Origin of the sequence: Achromobacter sp. ACM04 (assembly GCF_014851465.1) — a bacterium.
Classification (GTDB): domain Bacteria; phylum Pseudomonadota; class Gammaproteobacteria; order Burkholderiales; family Burkholderiaceae_B; genus Achromobacter; species Achromobacter aegrifaciens.
Map to the genome: position 1 here is coordinate 507,077 of NZ_JACUZS010000001.1, position 19,327 is coordinate 526,403.

The 19,327-nt window shown below is 69.0% G+C and carries 19 protein-coding genes; 15 read left to right on the plus strand and 4 right to left on the minus strand.

Annotated elements, in window-relative coordinates; all coding sequences use genetic code 11:
- Positions 1–9 precede the first annotated feature (9 nt).
- Positions 10–651: a LysE family translocator gene (locus tag IB259_RS02485; RefSeq protein ID WP_119449506.1), complete on the minus strand. Its 642-nt coding sequence runs from the start codon at positions 649–651 to the stop codon at positions 10–12.
- Between the two features lie 151 nt (positions 652–802).
- On the opposite strand from IB259_RS02485, the gene IB259_RS02490 reads away from it, so the two are divergent.
- Positions 803–1,339 (plus strand): YaeQ family protein, encoded by a 537-nt coding sequence (locus IB259_RS02490; RefSeq protein ID WP_119449507.1) that lies wholly within the window; start codon positions 803–805, stop codon positions 1,337–1,339.
- 13 nt (positions 1,340–1,352) lie between these two features.
- Here the strand turns inward: IB259_RS02490 and IB259_RS02495 are convergent, their stop codons facing one another.
- Both IB259_RS02495 and IB259_RS02500 read right to left on the minus strand, forming a co-directional pair.
- Complete coding sequence (locus tag IB259_RS02495) at positions 1,353–2,459, minus strand: hypothetical protein (protein WP_192327383.1); 1,107 nt, start codon at positions 2,457–2,459, stop codon at positions 1,353–1,355.
- Entirely contained in the window at positions 2,452–3,081 is a 630-nt protein-coding gene (locus tag IB259_RS02500; RefSeq protein WP_192327386.1) for a hypothetical protein, read from the minus strand. The genes IB259_RS02495 and IB259_RS02500 overlap by 8 nt, the downstream gene beginning before the upstream one ends.
- Before the next feature lie 117 nt (positions 3,082–3,198).
- On the opposite strand from IB259_RS02500, the gene IB259_RS02505 reads away from it, so the two are divergent.
- From IB259_RS02505 to IB259_RS02570, 14 genes are all read left to right on the plus strand, one after another.
- Positions 3,199–4,905, plus strand: a complete 1,707-nt coding sequence (locus IB259_RS02505; RefSeq protein ID WP_054456614.1) for a sensor domain-containing diguanylate cyclase — start codon at positions 3,199–3,201, stop codon at positions 4,903–4,905.
- Positions 4,906–4,967: 62 nt separating this feature from the next.
- Positions 4,968–5,765, plus strand: a complete 798-nt coding sequence (locus IB259_RS02510) for a GntR family transcriptional regulator (RefSeq protein ID WP_054456615.1) — start codon at positions 4,968–4,970, stop codon at positions 5,763–5,765.
- Positions 5,766–5,782: 17 nt separating this feature from the next.
- Positions 5,783–6,988, plus strand: a complete 1,206-nt coding sequence (locus IB259_RS02515) for an ABC transporter substrate-binding protein (RefSeq protein ID WP_119449510.1) — start codon at positions 5,783–5,785, stop codon at positions 6,986–6,988.
- 2 nt (positions 6,989–6,990) lie between these two features.
- Positions 6,991–7,863, plus strand: a complete 873-nt coding sequence (locus IB259_RS02520) for a branched-chain amino acid ABC transporter permease (RefSeq protein WP_013393327.1) — start codon at positions 6,991–6,993, stop codon at positions 7,861–7,863.
- Positions 7,864–7,865: 2 nt separating this feature from the next.
- Positions 7,866–8,837, plus strand: coding sequence for a branched-chain amino acid ABC transporter permease (locus tag IB259_RS02525; RefSeq protein WP_119449511.1), 972 nt, complete (start codon positions 7,866–7,868; stop codon positions 8,835–8,837).
- Positions 8,830–9,585, plus strand: a complete 756-nt coding sequence (locus IB259_RS02530) for an ABC transporter ATP-binding protein (protein ID WP_175163260.1) — start codon at positions 8,830–8,832, stop codon at positions 9,583–9,585. Before IB259_RS02525 ends, IB259_RS02530 begins: the two co-directional genes overlap by 8 nt.
- Entirely contained in the window at positions 9,582–10,292 is a 711-nt protein-coding gene (locus tag IB259_RS02535; RefSeq protein ID WP_119449513.1) for an ABC transporter ATP-binding protein, read from the plus strand. Before IB259_RS02530 ends, IB259_RS02535 begins: the two co-directional genes overlap by 4 nt.
- Positions 10,293–10,294: 2 nt before the next feature.
- On the plus strand, positions 10,295–11,563 hold the full coding sequence (locus IB259_RS02540) for a 3-isopropylmalate dehydratase large subunit (RefSeq protein WP_192327389.1): 1,269 nt from the start codon (positions 10,295–10,297) through the stop codon (positions 11,561–11,563).
- Positions 11,560–12,060, plus strand: coding sequence for a 3-isopropylmalate dehydratase (locus IB259_RS02545; RefSeq protein ID WP_054456621.1), 501 nt, complete (start codon positions 11,560–11,562; stop codon positions 12,058–12,060). The genes IB259_RS02540 and IB259_RS02545 overlap by 4 nt, the downstream gene beginning before the upstream one ends.
- A 10-nt stretch (positions 12,061–12,070) precedes the next feature.
- Positions 12,071–13,741 (plus strand): hydantoinase B/oxoprolinase family protein, encoded by a 1,671-nt coding sequence (locus tag IB259_RS02550; RefSeq protein ID WP_054456622.1) that lies wholly within the window; start codon positions 12,071–12,073, stop codon positions 13,739–13,741.
- A complete protein-coding gene (locus tag IB259_RS02555) occupies positions 13,738–15,786 on the plus strand; it encodes a hydantoinase/oxoprolinase family protein (protein ID WP_192327392.1) in 2,049 nt (682 codons plus the stop codon). Before IB259_RS02550 ends, IB259_RS02555 begins: the two co-directional genes overlap by 4 nt.
- A gap of 11 nt (positions 15,787–15,797) precedes the next feature.
- The gene (locus IB259_RS02560) at positions 15,798–16,406 is read left to right on the plus strand and encodes a cysteine hydrolase family protein (protein WP_054456624.1); all 609 of its coding nucleotides are present in this window, start codon (positions 15,798–15,800) and stop codon (positions 16,404–16,406) included.
- Positions 16,403–17,800 carry an FAD-dependent oxidoreductase gene (locus IB259_RS02565; protein WP_119449515.1) on the plus strand — a complete coding sequence of 466 codons (1,398 nt, stop codon included), beginning with the start codon at positions 16,403–16,405 and terminating at the stop codon, positions 17,798–17,800. Before IB259_RS02560 ends, IB259_RS02565 begins: the two co-directional genes overlap by 4 nt.
- 13 nt (positions 17,801–17,813) lie before the next feature.
- Positions 17,814–18,677 (plus strand): oxaloacetate decarboxylase, encoded by an 864-nt coding sequence (locus IB259_RS02570; RefSeq protein ID WP_192327395.1) that lies wholly within the window; start codon positions 17,814–17,816, stop codon positions 18,675–18,677.
- 10 nt (positions 18,678–18,687) lie between these two features.
- On the opposite strand, the gene IB259_RS02575 is transcribed toward IB259_RS02570, so the two are convergent.
- On the minus strand, positions 18,688–19,308 hold the full coding sequence (locus IB259_RS02575; RefSeq protein ID WP_192327398.1) for a chorismate lyase: 621 nt from the start codon (positions 19,306–19,308) through the stop codon (positions 18,688–18,690).
- Positions 19,309–19,327: the final 19 nt, after the last annotated feature.

Here is a 19,327-nt window from a genome sequence, read left to right on the forward strand (position 1 = left end):
GGGCCGAAACTAGCGCTTTTCCAGCGCCAGCTTCAGCCCGAAGGCGATGAAGACCGCGCCCGTCATGCGGTCCAGGCCGCGCATCACGGCCGGCCGCGACAGCCAGCGCGCCAGCGGGCGCGTCGCTGCCACCAGCACGCCAAACCACAGTATCCCCAGCATCGCGTGGATGCCTGCCAGCAGCAGGCTGAAGCGCAGCACGTCCGCGCCCGCGGGAATGAACTGCGGCAGGAAGGTGATGTAGAAGATCCCGATCTTGGGATTGAGGGCATTGGTCAGGCAGCCGCGCATGAACCAGCCGCCAGCGCTGGCTGCCGCGGCGGGGGCGGGCGGCGCGGAATCGGGTGCGGCCTGCTTGCCTGGCCGGGCGCCCCACAGCAGTTTCACGCCCAGATAAAACAGATACAGGGCCGCGCAGATGCGCAGCGTGTCATAGGCCAGGGTCGATACCAGCAGCAGCGATCCCAGGCCGAATGCCGCCACCACGCCCCACGCCAGGCATCCGGCGGCGACACCCAGGCCAGCCATGAGCGCGCGGCGGCCGCCCTCGACGGCGGCGGTGCGCAGCACCAGGGCGGTATCCATGCCGGGCGTGACGGTCAGGATGGCGGCGGCCAGGGTAAAGGCGAGCAGGGCGGCGGTGGCGGTCATGGGCGGGGTCCGGTGGCGGGCGCGGCGAAGCGGAGCCGTTCAGTGTAGCGCCGCCGGGCCGGCGCCTGCAGCCGTCTGTGGACGTGCCGCAGCGCCGCAGGCGTTATCATGGCGGCCTTCAGCAATTCGCTACATTCACCGGATTTACGCCATGGCCCTGCGCGCCACCATCTACAAGGCCGAGCTCAACGTCGCCGACACCGACCGTCACTACTACGGCAGCCACGCGCTGACGGTCGCCCGCCATCCCTCGGAAACCGACGAGCGCATGATGGTGCGGCTGGTCGCCTACGCCCTGCACGCGCAGGAAGAGCTGGCCTTCACCAAAGGCCTGAGCGACACCGACGAACCCGACCTGTGGGTCAAGGACCTGACCGGCGCGGTCAAGCTCTGGATCGAAGTCGGTCAGCCCGAAGAACGCCGCATCCTGCGCGCCTGTGGCCGCGCCGACGAAGTCATCGTCTATTGCTACGGTGGTTCCGCCAGCAAGATCTGGTGGGACGGCGTGAAGAACAAGCTGGAACGCACGCGCAACCTCAAGATCGTGAACCTGCCCTCGGAACAGACCCGTGCGCTGGCCCAGCTGGCCGAGCGCACCATGCGCCTGAATGCCAACATTTCGGACGGCGTGGTGTATTTCTCGGCCGACAAGGGCGAGGTCAGCGTCGAACCGGAAGCCTGGCGCTAGGCTCCCGGCCGCCTCAGTCGCAGGCGTCGGCGGCCTGGTTCGCGGGATCGGCGCAGGCGCGCCAGCGGGCCTCGTCCATCGCAGGCAGCAGCAGCACCCGGCTCATCAAGTCCGAATACCAGAAGATCCTGCCAGGCTTGTCGCGCATGGCCTGCCAGACGCGCGCCTGCGCGTCCGCCGCAAGCAGCGCGCGGCCTTGCGCATCGGTCACGCCCTGGGCCAGGATGGTCTGCGTGTCCGGATTCCAGGACTGCATGTCCGTGTCGTCCAGCGGCACGTCGTCGGCGATGCTGACGATGCGCCAGTCATTGCCCGGCACCTCGGTGGACAGCTGGTTCAACTCTTCCCGGTGCACCGGATAAGGGCGGGAGTCAGGGGAGGCGTGCGCGACATGGGCGTAGGATCTGGCGCCATCCCCGGGGGAATGGCGGCGCACATAACGTTGGTCCGGCTTGCCCTGGGCATCATAGGTCTGCACCTGGAACGCGCCGCCTTGCGCGGCGATATCGATGGCGCGCAGCAGGCGGCCCGCGGCGTCGCGCGCGTAGAACCGGCCGGCGGCCGGCTGTTGCTTGTCTTCGCAAGCCTCATTGGTGAAGGCGGTCAGCGCGCCCCGGGCATCGCGTTTCAGGCAGGCCTGGCCGCTTGCCTCGTAGGTGGCGGGCCGGCGGACCGCGGTCTGTTCGTACTCGACCACCCGCGTCAGGGCGCCGGCGCCGTCGTACTCCAGGGTGTAACCGCCCGACAGAAAGGGTGGGCCGTCGCCGCGCCGGGGAAGTTCATAGGATTCCGCGCGGCACAGCCGGCCATCGCCGTCGAAATACAGCCTGGCGGGCGCCCGAGACACGTTGTCCAGCCGGTAAGCGGACCAGTCGACCTTGTCCATCCAGGTCCGGGGCAGCGGATCGCCGGTTTCGTCGACCCATACCGGTTGGTTGCGGGCGGCAATGCGTTCGCCCTGTCGGCCCAGCAGGACACGGTCGCCGCCCAGGCCGACCGAGACGGGCACCGCCTTCAGCGGCACGGGCGCGGTGAAATCGACGGCGGCAGGGCCGCAAGCCGCGAGGGCTGGGCCAGCGTGCGCGATGGCCGCCAGCAGCAGGACCAGTCGCCTAGGCATATTGCAGCGTATCCATGAACCTCACCAGCTCCCAGAATTCCTTGGACACGCCGCCCAGCCGCAGCTTGCCGTCATGTTCCTCGAACAGCAGGAAGGGGTAGGCGTCGCGCTCCAGGGTGCCGGGCGCGGGCAGGCGGTAGGGTTTGAAGTGCTCGGGGTCGTTGAAAAAGGATTCCAGACGGCCGCCGCCATCCACGTGCATGTAACGCACGCGCAATACTTGTTTCTGATACTTGGCCTGCGTTTCCGGGTAGTCTCCGCCGTCGCCCGCCACCACGGCGTCGGCCAGGGCGGCCAGGAAGACACGTTGCAAGCCTGCGTAGTGGATCTCGCCGCTGGTGGAGTCGCCCGGCGCCTGCGCCAGCGTCCTGACCAGCTGGGTGCCGCGGGAACCCGGCACGATGGTCTTCGCGAACAGCCTGTCGATGTCGGCCTTGGCCGGATCGGGCGATTGCCGCAGACGCTGGAGGTCGGCGCGGAAGTCTTCCAGCCATTGCCGGTAACGGGCGTTCTCCGCCTGGCGATCGAACGCCTGGGCGTGGGCCAGGCCGCCGTGAAGGGTGATCAGCAAGGCCAGCAGCAGTAGCCAGGCGCGTTGCAGCACGCGGGTAGGGTGTTCCATAGGCCGGTGATCATATCGTTCAAAATGATGCTATTTTGGTGCAGAGCGTGACAAAATGTCAGACATGGCCACCGGCATGGCCATGTTTATGAATCTCGTGTTGAGTCAGGTCCAGACATGCCAGCAACAGGTGACGTTCCTCCTGCAAGCGCGCCGGCCGGCGGCGCGGAAAATGTGCAAGCGGGGCTCGACGGCCCCCTGGACCGGCTCGTCCGCTTGGCCAGGCGGCAGTTCGGCGTGGACATGGCGCTGGTCGCCTGCAGCGACGCCGATGGCGTCTGGCAGGCCCAGGCGGGCGCCTTGCCCGCAACCGCGGCCGGTACGCTCCCTTTCTCCGTGGATTGCCCGCTGCGCGCCAGCGATGGCCGCCGGCTGGGCACGTTCCGGCTGCTGCATGCCCAGCCGCGGGATTTCGGCGACGAAGACCTGGATGCCTTGCACGATTTCGCCGAGCTGGCCGTCGCGGCCGTCGAGAAGCGCGAGGCCCTGGCGGCGGAGCGGGCGGCGGAAGACGGCTGGCGCACCGAGGCGCGCAACCTCTCCATGGCCATCGCAGGCAGTGGCACGGGGATCTGGGATCGCAACGTCGTAACCGGCGAAATCACCTATTCGCCGGGCTGGAAGGCCCTGCTGGGCTACGCCGAATCCGAAGTCACCAACCGCATCGAAGACTCCTACAAGCGCCTGCACCCAGACGATGCCGACTATGTGCGCGCCGCCATGCAGGCGCATTTCGAGGGCAAGACCGAGAGCTACGAGGTCGAGCACCGCATCCTCTGCAAGGACGGCAGCTACAAGTGGATCTGCAGCCGCGGCAAGGTCGTCAGCCGCGACGCGCAGGGGCGGGCCTTGCGCATGATGGGCACCACCACTGACATCAGCGCCATGCGCGCGATGTCGGAGCGCCTGCGGCGCACGGCGGACCTGCTGGTCAACCTGACCGACGCCGTGCCGGGCATGGTATTCCAGTGCGGCCAGCGGCCCGGAGGCGGGTCGCGCTTCCTGTACGTCAGCGCGGGCATCTGGGACATGTTCGAACTCACGCCTTACGAGGTGCGCACCAGCCCCGCGGCGATCGAGCAGCGCGTCCATCCCGAGGACCTGGCGACCTACCACGCCTCGCTGCAGGCCGCGGCCGCGGCGCAGACGCCCTGGCACCTGGAGTTCCGGGTGTGCCTGCCGCAGCAGGGCCTGCGCTGGCGGCAGGGCGACGCCAGTCCGCGCAAGGCGGCCGACGGCACCGTGGTCTGGCACGGCTTCGTGACCGACATCACCGACCGCAAGCGCGCTGATTTCGAACTGCGTGAACTCGCCGCCACCGACGCCCTGACCACGCTGCCGAACCGCCGCCACTTCATGTCGCGCATCGCCGCGGAACTGGCCCGGATCAAGCGCCAGGGCAGCGATTGCGCCGCCGTGCTGATGTGTGACCTGGACCATTTCAAGCGCATCAACGACACCTGGGGTCACGCCATTGGCGACGGCGTGCTGCAGCACTTCGCCAACACGCTGCGGGCCCAGCTGCGGGCGGTCGACCTGGTGGGGCGCATCGGCGGCGAGGAATTCGCCGTGGTGCTGCCGGATACCGACATCGAGCGCGCGCACGCCTTCGCCACGCGGGTGCAGCAGCGCATCGCGGCGGCGCCGTTTTCGCTGGGCGACGACCGTCATATTCCGCTGACGGTCAGCATCGGCATCTCGACCATGCACACCATGGACGCGGACGCCGAACTGGCGCTCAGCCGCAGCGACCGCGCCCTGTATTACGCCAAGCAGCGCGGGCGTAACCGGATCGAATCCGCGCCCTCAGTGTTTTCCCGATAGAACAACCCTCAAAGCCATTTGTTCCATTGACGGTACATTAGGACACTCCTAGAGTTCCCGTCATGGGAACCTCATTACCTCTGCCGAAGTACCACCAGATCTACCTCGTCCTGCGCGAACAGGTGCAGGAAGGGCGCTTCGATCAGGACGGCGTGCCAGGCGAGCACGCGCTGGCCGACCAGTTCGACGTGGCCCGCATCACCATCCGCAAGGCCATGGAGATGCTGGTGGCCGACGGGCTGGTGTCGCGCCGGCCCGGCCTGGGCACCTGGCCGCTGCGCGCGCCGGCGACTCCGGCCAGCGCGCCCAAGGCCAATCCGCCGCAGAAGGCCCATCTGACCGGCCTGCTGGAAAACATCGTCAACATGGGCCTGCGCACCTCGGTGCAGGTGCTGGACAGCGCCCTGGTGTCGGCGCCGCCCGTGGTGGCCGAAGCGTTGGACCTCGCGCCCGGCGCGCCCGTGCACAAGAGCCTGCGGGTGCGCAGCACCGAAGCTGGGCCGCTGTCCCACATCACGACCTACGTGCCGCAGGCCGTGGCCGATTTCACGCGCGAAGACCTGGAGCGCGAACCCCTGCTGATGTTGCTGGAAGCGGCCGGCGTGGAGTTCGGCGGCGCTACCCAGACCATTTCGGCGCGGCTGGCCGATGCGCAGGTGGCGCGCCATCTGGACGTGGCCGTGGGCTCCGCGCTGCTGGCCGTGACGCGCATCGTGCGCGACGTGAACGAGCGGCCCGTGCAGCTGCTGCAAGGCCTGTATCGCCCCGATCGCTATCAGTACCAGTTGCAGCTGTCACGCGTCGGCAGCATCGACGCCAAGGTATGGGTCAGCGAAGAGCTGTCCGCCCAATTCCATTGAACTCTCGGAGATCGCCCATGAACTCGCGCCGCACTTTCCTCTATCAATCCGCCGCCGCAGCTGCCCTGGTGTCGGCGCCATGGGTGGTACGCGCCCAGGGCGCCAAACCCGTCAAGGTCGGCATCCTGCATCCGGTGACGGGGGCGCTGGCCTATTCGGGCCAGCAATGCCGCCTGGGCGCGCTGCTGGCGATCGAGGACATCAACAAGGCCGGCGGCATCAAGTCGCTGGGCGGCGCGCCGCTGGAAGCCATGCTGGGCGACGCGCAGTCGCGCCCCGAGGCGGGGTCGGCCGAGGTCGAGAAAATGAACGAGGCGGGCGTGTCGGCCATTGTCGGGGCCTATGCGTCGGCGATCTGCCTGGCCACCACGCAGACCGCCGCCAAGTACAACCTGCCGCACGTGGTGGACGTGGGCGTGGCCGACCAGATCGTCGAGCGCGGCCTGAAGAACACTTTCCGTTTCGGCCCGGGCTATCGCGCCTGTAGCGAACGCGCCATCACCGACCTGGCCGCGCTCAACGACGCGGCAGGCAAGCCCGCCAAGACCGTGATGATCGTGCACGAGGATTCGCTGTTCGGCACCGGCACCGCGGCGCTGCTGTCCAAGGCGCTGCCGCAGCATGGCTTCGAGGTCAAGGACGTGGTCAAGCACCCGAACCCCACCCGCGACTTCAACAACATCGTGCTGCGCATGAAGTCCCTCAATCCGGACATCGTGATCCCGGCCAACTACTACAACGAATATGCCTTGCTGCTGCGCGCCATGAAGCAGCAGAAGGTGCAGCCCAAGGCGATCTACTCGGTGCTGGGCGGCGCGGCCTCCAGCTACAAGTTCCTGAAGGAATTCCCCGACATCGCCAATGGCATCCTCGACTGCAACCACTGGTTCAACCCCAAGGATGCGCGCGTGGCCCCGTTGAAGGCGCGCGTCGAAGAGAAGGGCGCCTACTTCAGCTACGAGGTCTTCATGACCTACACCTCGGTGCTGCTGCTGGCCGACGCGCTGGAACGCGCCAAGTCGGCCGACCGCGCCGCCATCATCGACGCGCTGGCTTCCAGCACCTTCTCGGACCACATCATGCCCTACGGCCCGACCAAGTTCGTGAACGGCCAGAACACCGGCGCGCAGCCCCTGCTGACGCAGGTCATCGGCGGCGACATCAAGGTCGTCATCCCGGCCGACTACCGCCAGGCCGACGCCATCTTTCCGCTGAAGGCCTGAGCGTGCTCGATCCCGCCATCCTCTTTTCGTCGGTGCTCAACGGCCTGACCACGGGCGCGGTGTACGCGCTGATCGCCTTGGGCCTGACCTTGATCTACGGCGTGCTGCACATCATCAACTTCGCCCATGGCGCGGCGCTGATGGTGGCGCTGTACGCGGTGTATCTGCTGAAGGACCGCCTGGGCATCGACCCGTACGCCGCCTTGCCGCTGGTGGTGGCGGGCATGTTCGCGCTGGGCTACGCCTTGCAGCGTTACGTGATCAACCGCGCCAGCCACGGCAAGGACGAGAACATCCTGCTGGTGACGCTGGGCCTGGCCATCGTGCTGGAGAACCTGGCGCTGGTGTGGTTCAAGTCGGATACGCGCACCATCGACACGGCCTACACGCTGTCCACCGTGGAGATCGGGCCGGCCATGATCGCCTTGCCCAAGGTCATCGCCTTCTGTGGCGCGCTGGCGGTGGCGGCGGTGCTGTTCTGGATCATCCGCAGCACCGACCTGGGCCGGGCGATCCGCGCGGTGGCCAAGGAAAAGCAAGGCGCCAAGCTCATGGGCATAGACGTGGAAAAGGTCTATGCATTGTCGTTCGGCATCGGCATGGCCTGCCTGGGCGCGGCGGCCTGCTTCCTGCTGCCGGCCTACTACGTCAATCCGCAGGTCGGCGGCGGCTTCGTGCTGGTGGCCTTCACCATCGTGGTGCTCGGCGGCATGGGCAGCTTCGTGGGCGCGCTGGTCGGCGGCCTGCTGATCGGGGTGGTGGAGTCCATCGGGGGCCTGTTCCTGGGCGACTCGCTGGGCCAGATGGGCATATTCGCGATCTTCATCGCGGTGCTGCTGTTTCGCCCGCAGGGGCTGTTCGGGGCGAGGGGCTGAGCATGGGCAAGGATCTTTTGACTATCGCGCTGTTCGGCGCGGCGCTGGCGGCCGCCGCCACGCTGACCGAATCGGGCGTGGCGCTGACGTTCGTCATGATGTCGCTGTACGCGGCCCTGTTGTCGCAGGCCTGGAACATCCTGGGCGGCTATGGCGGCCAGCTGTCGTTCGGCCATGCGCTGTTCTTCGGCGTGGGCGCCTATGCCCAGGCGCTGGGGCAGCTGAACCTGGGCATCAATCCCTGGCTGGCGCTGCCGATGGCCATCGCGCTGGGCGCACTGGTCGGGCTGGCGGTGGGCGGGCTGACGTTCCGCTATGGCCTGAAGGGCTCTTACTTCGCGCTGGTGACGCTGGCGTTTGCGGAAGTGTTCCGCATCCTGGCGTTGTCGGTGTCGTTCACCGGGGGCGGCGTGGGCCTGATGGTGCCGTTGCAGGAGGGCGTGGCGAACATGCAGTTCGGTTCGCGCCGCGGCTACATCTACCTGCTGCTGGGCTTCGTGCTGCTGGCGCTGGTGGTCACGGCATGGCTGCGCCATTCGCGCTTCGGCGCCTACCTGCAAGCCGTGCGCGACAACGAGGACGCGGCGCGCGCCATCGGCGTGAATCCGCTGCGGGTCAAGCTCGGCGGCATCGCGCTGTCTGCGGCCTTCATGAGCGCCGCGGGCGCCTTCTACGTGCAGGTGTTCCAGTACATCGATCCGGGCATCGCCTTCGGCTCGGCCGTGTCGGTGGAGGCCCTGGTCGGCGCCATCGTCGGCGGCCTGGGCACCTTGTGGGGGCCGGTGCTGGGAGCGGTCACGCTGCATGCGCTGAGCGACCTGACGCGCAACCTGTTTGGCGAACTGCCGGGCATCAGCATGGTCATCTACGGCGTGGTGCTCATCGTGATCGTGATGTTCCTGCCCCGCGGCATCACCGGCAGCGGCCAGGCTTTGGGCCGGCTGTTCAGTGCCAAGGAGCGCGCCCGTGTCTGAGATCCTGCTGCAAGCGCGCAATCTTTCCATCACTTTCGGCGGCCTGAAGGCGGTCCAGGATGTGAGCCTGGACGTGCGCCAGGGTTCGCTGACGGCCCTGGTCGGTCCCAACGGCGCGGGCAAGACCACGCTGTTCGGCCTGTTGTCGGGCTTTCTCAAACCCGGTTCCGGCTCGGTGCATTTCGCCGGCACCGACATCACCGGCCGTCCGCCGCACGAATCGGCGCGGCTCGGGCTGACCCGCACCTTCCAGATCGTGCAGCCCTTCGGCGCGCAGACGGTGCGCCAGAACATCGCCGTGGGCGCGCATTTGCGCCTGGGCAATCGCCGCGAGGCGCTGCAAGCGGCCGAAGAGGTTGCGGCGCGGGTCAATCTGGGGGCCTTGCTGGACCGGCCGGCGGCGGATCTGACGGTGGCCGGCCGCAAGCGCCTGGAGCTGGCGCGCGCGCTGGCCACGCGGCCGCGCCTGCTGCTGCTGGACGAAGTGTTGGCGGGGCTCAACCCCAGCGAGATCGACGAGATGATACCGGTGGTGAAGAAGCTGGCCGAAGACGGCGTGACCGTGCTGATGATCGAACATGTGATGCGCGCGGTGATGAGCCTGGCCGAACATGTATGGGTGCTGGCGCAGGGCCGCCTTATCGCCTCGGGCACGCCGGGCGAGGTCACGCGCGATCCGGCGGTGGTCGAGGCCTATCTGGGCCAGGGCGCGGCGGCCAGGCTGGCCGCGCAGGGAGCGCCGGCATGAGCGCGCTGCTGGAAGTCCAGGGATTGCGCGCCGGCTACGGCCGCATGGAAGTACTGCGCGGCGTCGACCTGCGGGTCGACCAGGGCGAGATCGTGGTGCTGCTGGGCAGCAATGGCGCGGGCAAGTCCACGCTGAACAACACGGTCTGCGGTCTGTGCCGGCCCTGGGGCGGCACGGTCCGCTTCGAGGGCCAGGACCTGACCGGCCGCCATTACCGCGACGTGGTCAAGGCCGGGCTGATCCAGGTGCCGGAAGGCCGGCGCGTGTTCCCCAACCTGAGCGTGCGCGAAAACCTTGAACTCGGGTCATTCACCCGGGCGCGCGAGCGCCGCGCCGCCAACCTGGAGAAGGTGCTGCACATCTTCCCGCGCCTGCGCGAACGCCTGGCGCAACTGGCTGGCACCATGTCCGGCGGTGAACAGCAGATGCTGGCCATCGGCCGCGGCCTGATGGCCGAGCCGCGCCTTCTGATCCTGGACGAGCCGTCGCTGGGCCTGTCGCCGCTGATGGTCGAAGAGCTGTTCGGCCTGATCGCGCGCCTCCATGGCGAGGGACTGGCGATCCTGCTGGTGGAGCAGAACGTGGGGCAGTCCCTGGAGACGGGACAGCGCGCCTACGTGCTGGAAAACGGGGCGGTGCGCTATAGCGGCGCCTGTCCGGAACTGATGGCCAGCGACGACGTGCGCCGGGCCTATCTCGGGATGTAGCCATGGCCGAGCCTCAAACGCTGGCGCAGAAGCTGATCGCGGCGGCCTGTGGCCGTGCTTCCGTTGCCGAGGGCGAAATCGTCACCTGTGCGGTCGACCTGGCCATGTTCCATGATTCCAGCGGTCCGCGCCGCCTGCAGCCCATGTTGCAGGAACTGGGCGCCACGCTGTGGGATCCATCCAGGATCGTGCTGGTCATAGACCACTACGTGCCCGAATCCGATGACGAGTCGCGCCGCATCGTGCGCATCGCGCGCGATTGGGCGGCCGAACAGCGCTTGCCCAACGTCTATGACTCGCTCGGCATCTGCCACGTGGTGGTGCCGCAGCATGGGCATATCCGCCCCGGCATGTTCTGCGTGGGCGGGGACTCGCATTCGCCTACCGGCGGGGCATTCGGCGCCTACATGTTCGGCATCGGCAGCACCGAGATGCTGGGCGTGGCCGTCACCGGGCAGATCTGGGTGAAGGTGCCGCAGACCCTGATGATGCGCTGGAGCGGCCGGCTGGCGCCGGGCGTGACCGCCAAGGACATGATGCTGCACATGATAGGCCGCTACGGCATGAACGGCGGTCGCTACCAGGCGGTGGAATTCTGCGGCGAAGCGGTGCGCGCCTTGTCGATGCAGGAACGCATGACCCTGTCCAACATGAGCGCCGAACTGGGCTCGCAGGTCGGCCTGATCGCGCCGGATGCAACCACCGAGGCCTATCTGCGCGAGGCGGGCGTCACGGACAAGATCGATCTGGCGCGCTGGCGCAGCGACGAAGGGGCGCAGGCCGAATGGCACGATTTCGATGCCGCGGCGCTGGCGCCGCAGGTCGCCGCGCCGCACAGCCCGGCCAATGCGCGCGACGTGGATCAGTATGGCGACGTGCCGCTGCAAGTGGCCTATATCGGCGCCTGCACCGGCGCCAAGCTGGAGGACCTGCGCGCCGCGGCCAGCGTGTTGCGCGGCCACCGGCTGGCCGCCGGCATGCGCCTGATGGTGGCGCCGGCCAGCCGGCAGGACCAGTGCCAGGCCGAGGCGGAAGGGGTGATGCAGGCGCTGCGCGATGCCGGCGCGGACGTGCTGGCCACATCCTGCGGCGCCTGCGCGGGCTACGGCGGGTCCATCCCCGACGGCGCCAGCGTCATCGCCACCACGGCGCGCAATTTCAAGGGGCGGATGGGCTCGGAGACGGCCCAGGTCTATCTGGCTTCACCCTATACGGTGGCGGCATCGGCGATAGCCGGCCGCATCGCCGATCCGCGGGAGTTCATGGCATGACCGAGCAGTCCGTGACGCACCGCGTCTGGCGCGTGGGCGCAGATATCGACACCGACGCGCTGGCGCCTGGCGCGTATATGAAATTCGGCATCGACGAGATCGCGCGCCACTGCCTGCAGCGCGTTCGGCCCGAGTTCGCCGCCGGCGCGCGGCCGGGCGACGTGCTGGTGGCCGGTCCCAACTTCGGCATCGGCTCCTCGCGCGAACAGGCTGCCGCGGCGCTGGTGCGCCTGGGCATCGCCGCGGTGGTCGCGCCGTCCTTCAACGGCCTGTATTTCCGCAACGCCTTCAACGTGGGCCTGCTGCTGTTGACCTGCCCACAGGCCGAAACCCTGCAAGAGGGCGAGCGCATCGCCCTGGATCCCGCCGCCGGCCGCATCCGCCGCGCCGCGGGAGAACCTGCGGAACTGCATTGCGACACCGTGCCCGCCTTCCTGCTGGAAATGGTGCAGGCCGGCGGACTGCTGAATTTGCTGAAACAGCGCAAGACTCATTAGGAACCACATCATGCTTGACCCCGTCACACTCGCGGTCCTGAAAGGCCGCCTGGAACAGATCGCCGACGAGATGGACGCCACGCTGTACCGCAGCGCGTTCAACCCCATCATCGCCGAGGCCCACGACGCCTGCCACGGCATGTACGACGCCGCCACCGGCGCCACGCTGGTGCAGGGCAAGTCCGGCCTGCCGGTATTCGTGGGCGCGATGGCATTCGCCGTCAAGGCCGCGGCCAAGGCGGCCGCCGAGCGGGGCGGCATGGTCGACGGCGACGTCTGGCTGTTCAACGATCCCTACGAAGGCGGCACCCACGCCAACGACTTCAAGCTGGTGCGTCCGGTGTTCCGCGGCGGCAAGCTGTTCTGCTTCCTGGCCTCGGCGGCCCACTGGCATGACGTCGGCGGCGCGGTGCCGGGCAACTACAACCCCGCCGCCACTGAATGCTGGCAGGAAGCCGTGCAGATTCCGCCGGTGCGCATCGTGCGCGCGGGCGTGCTCGACCTGGACGTGCTGGCCATCCTGAAGGCCAATACGCGCCTGCCGGACAGCCTGTGGGGCGACCTGAACGGTCAGTTGGCGGCGCTGGAACTGGGCGCGGGCCGGCTGGATGGCCTGCTCGACGAATACGGCGACGCCACCGTGCTGGAATCGCTGGACACGCTGCGCGAACGGGCGCGCCGCCTGATGCGCGACCATATCTCGCGCCTGCCCGACGGCGAGTACGCCTTCGAAGACATGCTGGACAACGACGGCGTGCGCGACCAGCCGTTGCGCATCGCGCTCAATCTCATAGTCCAGGGCGAGCGTCTGACGCTGGATTTCACCGGTACCTCGCCGGCCTGCGCCGGGCCGGTGAACATCTCCCGCGCCACGGCGATCGCGGCCTGCTACGTGGCCCTGAAGCACCTGTTCCCGGACGTGCCGGCCAACGCCGGCGTGCTGGACGCGGTGGACGTGGTGCTGCCGGACGGCCTGGTGATCTCGGCGGACCGCCCGCGTCCGGTCGGCGGCTATACCGAAACCATCCTGCGCATGATCGACGTGATCTTCTGCGCCATGGCCCAGGCCGAGCCGGCGCGCGCGCTGGCGCAGGCCTACGGCACCATCAATGCCTTGTCGATCGCCGGCTACCGCAGCGACCCCGCCCGGCGCGGCCAGCGCTGGGTGATGTTCAGCTTCTTCGGCGGCGGCCACGGCGGCCATTCAGACGGCGACGGGCTCAGCCACGGCAATGCGCCCATCTCTACGGCCACCATTCCGCCGCTGGAGATCCTGGAGGCGGCCTATCCCGTGCGTTTCACGCAATGGGCGCTGCGGCCCGATTCGGCGGGCGACGGCCAGCACCGCGGCGGGCTGGGCGCCATCTATGAAATCGAACTGCTGGAAGACAGCGCCGAAGCCTTCATCTTCGGCGAGCGCGGCAAGAGCGCGCCCAAGGGCATCGCAGGCGGCAGGGAAGCGGCGCTGAACGTTTTCCGCTATCAGCAGGACGGTGGCTGGCAGACCCCGCCCATGCGTTCGAAGATGCTGGGCATCCAGCTCCAGCGCGGCGACCGGGTTCGGCTGGAAACGCCCGGGGGAGGCGGCTATGGCGAGCCTGCCGCGCGTACGCAGGCGGCGCGCGAGCATGACCGCAAGATGGGCTATGTAAGTGGAAATCTGAAGGAGCAGTCGGCATGAGCGCGGCACAAGGCTTGGTCGTAGGCGTGGACGTGGGCGGCACGTTCACCGATATATTCGTGCTGGACGAGGCGGGCGGTGGCGCCCGCGTGGTGAAGGTGCCTTCCACCCGCGGCGAGGAAGCGCGCGGCTTCATGAACGGCATTGCCCGCGTGGCCGATGGCGCGGACGCCATCGCCACCATCGTGCACGGCACCACGGTAGGCACCAACGCGCTGCTGGAGCGCAAGGTGGCGCGCACCGGCATCATCACCACGGCAGGTTTTCGCGACGTGCTGGAAATGCGCCGTCGCGACCGACCCCAGACCTGGGGCCTGCGCGGCAACTATGAGCCGGTGGTTCCGCGCGACCTGCGCCTGGAAGTCGAGGAGCGCGTGCTGGCCGACGGCACCATCGACACGCCGGTAAACCTGGCCCAGGTCGAGGCCGCGGCCCGCCAACTGCTGGAGCAAGGCTGTGAGGCGGTCTGCCTCTTCTTCGTCAATGCCTATGCCAATCCGGCCAATGAGGCGCAGGCCGCGGCCTGCGTGCGCGCGCTCTGGCCCAACGGCAACGTCACCGCCGCGACCGAGGTGCTGCCCGAGATCCGCGAATTCGAGCGCTGTTCCACGGCCGTGCTCAACGCCTCGCTGCAGCCGGTGGTCGGCGGCTATCTGACCCGGCTGGAAGCGGATCTGAAGGACAACGGCTTCGGCGGCGAACTGTTGGTGGTGCAGAGCAACGGCGGCGTGATGTCGCGCCAGACCGCTTGCGACGTGCCGGTGCGCACCGCGCTGTCGGGCCCGGCCGCGGGTGTCATCGCCTGCGCTGCGATCGCGCGCGCCGCGGGCTTTCCCAACGTGGTCAGCGGCGACATGGGCGGTACTTCCTTCGACGTGTCGCTGGTGGCGGACGGCGAGGCCTCGCTGTCGGCGCAGACCTCCATCGACTTCGGCATGGTGGTGCGCGCGCCCATGATCCAGATCGAAACCATAGGCGCGGGCGGCGGCTCGATTGCCAGCGTGGACGCGGGCGGCCTGCTGCAGGTGGGTCCCGAATCCGCCGGCAGCGTGCCAGGGCCGGCCTGCTATGGCCGGGGCAACACCCGTCCCACCGTGACCGACGCCAACGTGCTGCTGGGCCGCATCGCGGCCGAGCGCCCGCTGGGCGGTGGCCTGCTTGCCACCATGGACGTGGCGCTGGCGCGCGCCGCCATCGAGGAACACGTGGCCAAGCCGCTCGGCCTGGACGTGCATGCCGCGGCCGAGGCCATCCTGACCGTGGCCAATGCCAAGATGGCGGGCGCGATCCGCGTGGTGTCCATCGAGCGCGGCCACGACCCGCGCAAGTTCGCCTACATGCCGTTTGGCGGCGGCGGCGCGCTGCACGTCTGCGCCATGATGAACGAAGTGGACGCGGCACGCGGCATCGTGCCGCGCTACCCCGGCGTGACCTCGGCCCTGGGCTGCGTCATGGCCGACATGCGGCATGACGGCGTGCAGACCCTGAACGTGGCGCTCGCCGCCCTGGATGCCGACGACCTGCTGGCCCGCATCGATGGCCTGGCCCTGGCCTGCCAGGAGCGGCTCGATTCCGCTGGCGTGGGCTTTCAGGGCATACGCGAGAGCATCGAACTGGACATGCTGTACGTGGGTCAGAGCCATACGGTGCGAGTGGAAGTCGGCCGTGATGAACTGAACCGCGCCGGCATCGGCGCCGCCTTCGAGCGCGCTTACCGCGCTGCCTTCGGCCGCAGCCTGGACGGCATCGCGGTGCGCATCCTGAACCTGCGCTATGCGCGCATCGGCCAGCGCCCCAAGTTCGATCTGGCGCTGCTGGCGCCGACCAGCACCGCGATGCCGGACGCGCTGGGCACGCAGCCCGTCTTCCATGGCGGGCAATGGCATGACGCCGTGCGCTATGCGCGGCTGGACCTGCCGGTGGGCGCAGAGGTGGCGGGACCCGCCATCCTGGAGCAGCCCGACACCACGATCTGGATCGAGCCCGGCTTTGCCGGCCAGGTCGATTCCCTGGGCAATCTGCTGATCGCCCGCCAGGCTTCCTAGGAGCAGAGCCCATGTCAGCCTTCGATCCCCGCAGCACAGCGCTGGTCGTCATCGATCTGCAGAACGATTTCCTCGCGCCCGGCGGCGCCTACGACCGCGGCGGCGCCGTCAGTCCGCAGGCGCGGGCCTTGCCCGCCCGGGTCGCGCCCGTGGCCCGCAAGCTCAAGGAGCGAGGAGGCTTCGTGGCGGCCAGCCAGTTCACGCTATGGCCGGACGCGCACGGCGAACCCATGATCTCGCCGCATCTGCGGCAGTTGCGCCCGTTCCTGCGCAAGGGCGATTTCGTCGCCGGCTCCAAGGGGCAGGCCAACGTCGCCGAACTGGACGGACTGGTGGACGTGTCGGTCTGGAAGGTGGCGTATTCCGCCTTCTTCAATACCCAGCTGGACTGGGTGCTGCGGCGCGCGGGCATCTCCAACGTGGTGATCGCCGGCATCGTCACCAATGGCGGCGTGGCCAGCACCGCGCGCGACGCCCACATGCGGGATTATCACGTGGCGGTGCTGGCCGATGGCTGCGCCGCGCCCACGCCGGCCATGCATGATGCCGCGCTGGCGGATTTGCGCACCGTGGCCGATGTGCTGTCCTGCCAGGAATTCCTGGACAGGCTGGCCTCGTGAGCGCGCCGCAAGTCCTGCGGGGTGCAGCGCCTGGCGCGGACGCGATGCACGTGCCGGTGGCCATCATCGGCGCGGGCGCTTGCGGCCTGACCGCCGCGCTGCGCCTGGCCGATGCCGGCATCGAGACCGTGCTGATCGAGCGCGACGCCGCGCCCAGCGGCTCCACCGCCTTGTCGTCGGGCTTCATCCCGGCAGCGGGATCGGCGGCGCAGCGGGCCGCCGGCATCGAGGACGACGCGCAGCGCTTTGCCGCGGATATCCAGGCCAAGACCGGCGGCACGGCCGCGCCGCAGCTGGTCGATGCCTACACGGGCGCGGCAGCCGCCGCGATCGACAACCTTGCGCGCCACGGCCTGGATTTCCAGGTGCTGGACGGCTTCCTGTACCCGGGCCACAGCGCCCGCCGCATGCACACTTTGCCCGAGCGCACGGGCGCGGCCCTGGTGGCCGCGCTGGAGCGCGCCGCCACCGCAGCCGGAGCCTATCTGCTGACCCGCGCCCTGGCGCGGCAGATCTGGACGGACGAAGCCGGCCGCATCACGGCGGTGGGCTGCGAGCGGCCGGACGGCTCCATCGACGTGATCGGTTGCGACGTGCTGATCCTGGCCTGCAACGGCTTTGGCGGCAACGCGGCGATGGTGGGCAAACATCTGCCGGCCATGCGCGAGGCCGTCTACGGCGGCCACGTCGGCAACGACGGCAGCGCGATCGAATGGGGAGTGCAGCTGGGCGCGCGCCTGGCCGACCTGGGCGGCTACCAGGGGCATGGCTCCTGGGCCACGCCGCAGGGCGCACTGATCTCCTGGGCGGTGATGATGGACGGCGGCGTGCAGATCAATGGCGCGGGGCGGCGCTTTCATGACGAGACGCACGGCTATTCCGAGGCCGCGGTGCATGTGCTGGAGCAACCGGGCGGCGTGGCCTGGAACGTATTCGACGACCGCACGCTGGCGCTGGCGCGCGGTTTTCCAGACTTCGTCCAGGCAGAGGCGGGTCAGGCGCTGAAGACCTGCGCCGACGTTGCGGCGCTGGCGGGGGTAATCGGCTGCGACGAAGCGACGCTGCGCGCGACGCTCGCAAGCGTGGCCCCCGACGCCGCCGATCCGTACGGCCGGCGCTTCGAGCGGACGCTGCAGGCGCCATATCACGCCGTCAAGGTGACAGGCGCGCTGTTCCATACGCAAGGTGGCCTGGACATCGACGCGGATTGCCGCGTGCTGGACCAGATGGGCCATGCCTTGCCCAATCTGCTGGCCGCAGGCGGCGCGGCGCGCGGCGTGTCGGGCAACGACGTGTCCGGCTACCTGTCCGGCAATGGCCTGCTCAGCGCAGTGGCGGGCGGCCATATCGCCGCGGCGACCGCCGCATCCCTGCTGGGCCGCGAGCTTTCCTAGGATTTTCCAGACCATGCAAATACAGAATCTGCAAGCACAGCTGGCCGGCGGCGCCGTGCTGGCTCCCGGCGTCTACGATGCCTTGTCCGCGCTGATCGCCGAACAGGCGGGCTTCGGCGCGCTATACCTGTCGGGCGCGTCCATCGCATACACGCGGCTGGGCCGCTCGGATATCGGCCTTACCACGTACAGCGAGGTCGAGGACACGCTGGCCCGCATCACCGAGCGGGTGGCCACGCCCGTTATCGTCGACGCCGACACCGGCTTCGGCAATGCCCTCAACACGCAGCGCACCGTGCGCGGCCTGGAGCGCGCCGGCGCCGCCATGATCCAGCTGGAAGACCAGACCTTTCCCAAGCGCTGCGGCCATCTGGACGGCAAGGCCGTGATCCCGGCCGCCGAGATGCGCGGCAAGCTGCGGGCCGCGGTGGATGCCCGCGCGCATGCGTCCACCCTGATCCTGGCGCGTACCGACGCGCTGGCAGTGGAGGGACTGGAAGCGGCTATGGACCGCGCGGAATCGTATCTGGAAGCGGGCGCGGACGCGCTGTTCATCGAGGCGTTGCGCACGCCGGAGCAGATGCAGGCGGCGTGCAGCCGCTTTGCGCACCGCGCGCCGCTGCTGGCCAACATGGTCGAAGGCGGCAAGACCCCGGTGCAAAGCGCCGATGCGCTGACCGCGCTGGGATTCCGCATCGTCATCTTCCCGGGCGGCACGGCGCGCGCGGTGGCGCACACGCTGCAGGGCTACTACGCCAGCCTGCGCCAGCATGGCACGACCGCGCCCTGGCGTGAGGGCATGCTGGATTTCGACGGCTTGAACGCTGTGATCGGCACGCCCGAACTGCTGGAGCGCGGGCGCCGCTACGAAGGCTGAGGCCGGGGTGTCAGCGCGGCGTGCGCTGATGCGGCACCAGCGGCGGCACCGGCTGATCGGCGACCAGCTCCCAGAACGCCGGCAGGAAGCACTCGGCCACCAGCAGCGGCTGGCCCTGGCGCCAGAACACCGAGCGGCGCGCCCAGATGCGTCCGCCATCGCGGTCGCGCTGGCCGGCCGGCAATACGCTCAGCGCGGTGGCATGGAACGGCACCGGCGAGGCCAGCCGGCGGCAGGCAAACGGCGAACGCTCGACCGTGCTGTCGTGGTAAAGCATGTCCGCCAATGGCCGGGTCAGGAGGCGGCGCATGCCTTGCCAGGCGCCGTGAGAGGCGCGCAGCGGCGTCAGGCTGCGGGCAGGCACGCTGTCCACGCCATTGACCGACATCAGCACCTCGCGAATCCACACCGGCGTGCCGGGCGCGAGGCCCATCGCCCGGGCTTCGTCCGGCGGCGCGCCATCCGCGTATTCGGCCAGCACGCGCAGGCGCACCTGGCCAACCTGGCGCAAACCGGCGGTCAGCGCGCCGGGGCGGAACAGCCAGTGGCGCGGGGCAGGAGGCAGGATGGGAGGCGCGCTGGCCAGCCAGCCTGCGGCAAGGGGAGGGTGGTGTGCTGCGGGTTTGCTCATGGCTGCGTATTATGCCAAG

Excerpts from the sequence above, each read along its gene's own strand:
- IB259_RS02485 (WP_119449506.1), bottom strand. The coding sequence starts at position 651 with ATGACCGCCACCGCCGCCCTGCTCGCCTTTACCCTGGCCGCCGCCATC.
- IB259_RS02490 (WP_119449507.1), top strand. The coding sequence starts at position 803 with ATGGCCCTGCGCGCCACCATCTACAAGGCCGAGCTCAACGTCGCCGAC.
- IB259_RS02495 (WP_192327383.1), bottom strand. The coding sequence starts at position 2,459 with ATGCCTAGGCGACTGGTCCTGCTGCTGGCGGCCATCGCGCACGCTGGC.
- IB259_RS02500 (WP_192327386.1), bottom strand. The coding sequence starts at position 3,081 with ATGGAACACCCTACCCGCGTGCTGCAACGCGCCTGGCTACTGCTGCTG.
- IB259_RS02505 (WP_054456614.1), top strand. The coding sequence starts at position 3,199 with ATGCCAGCAACAGGTGACGTTCCTCCTGCAAGCGCGCCGGCCGGCGGC.
- IB259_RS02510 (WP_054456615.1), top strand. The coding sequence starts at position 4,968 with ATGGGAACCTCATTACCTCTGCCGAAGTACCACCAGATCTACCTCGTC.
- IB259_RS02515 (WP_119449510.1), top strand. The coding sequence starts at position 5,783 with ATGAACTCGCGCCGCACTTTCCTCTATCAATCCGCCGCCGCAGCTGCC.
- IB259_RS02525 (WP_119449511.1), top strand. The coding sequence starts at position 7,866 with ATGGGCAAGGATCTTTTGACTATCGCGCTGTTCGGCGCGGCGCTGGCG.
- IB259_RS02535 (WP_119449513.1), top strand. The coding sequence starts at position 9,582 with ATGAGCGCGCTGCTGGAAGTCCAGGGATTGCGCGCCGGCTACGGCCGC.
- IB259_RS02540 (WP_192327389.1), top strand. The coding sequence starts at position 10,295 with ATGGCCGAGCCTCAAACGCTGGCGCAGAAGCTGATCGCGGCGGCCTGT.
- IB259_RS02545 (WP_054456621.1), top strand. The coding sequence starts at position 11,560 with ATGACCGAGCAGTCCGTGACGCACCGCGTCTGGCGCGTGGGCGCAGAT.
- IB259_RS02550 (WP_054456622.1), top strand. The coding sequence starts at position 12,071 with ATGCTTGACCCCGTCACACTCGCGGTCCTGAAAGGCCGCCTGGAACAG.
- IB259_RS02555 (WP_192327392.1), top strand. The coding sequence starts at position 13,738 with ATGAGCGCGGCACAAGGCTTGGTCGTAGGCGTGGACGTGGGCGGCACG.
- IB259_RS02560 (WP_054456624.1), top strand. The coding sequence starts at position 15,798 with ATGTCAGCCTTCGATCCCCGCAGCACAGCGCTGGTCGTCATCGATCTG.
- IB259_RS02570 (WP_192327395.1), top strand. The coding sequence starts at position 17,814 with ATGCAAATACAGAATCTGCAAGCACAGCTGGCCGGCGGCGCCGTGCTG.
- IB259_RS02575 (WP_192327398.1), bottom strand. The coding sequence starts at position 19,308 with ATGAGCAAACCCGCAGCACACCACCCTCCCCTTGCCGCAGGCTGGCTG.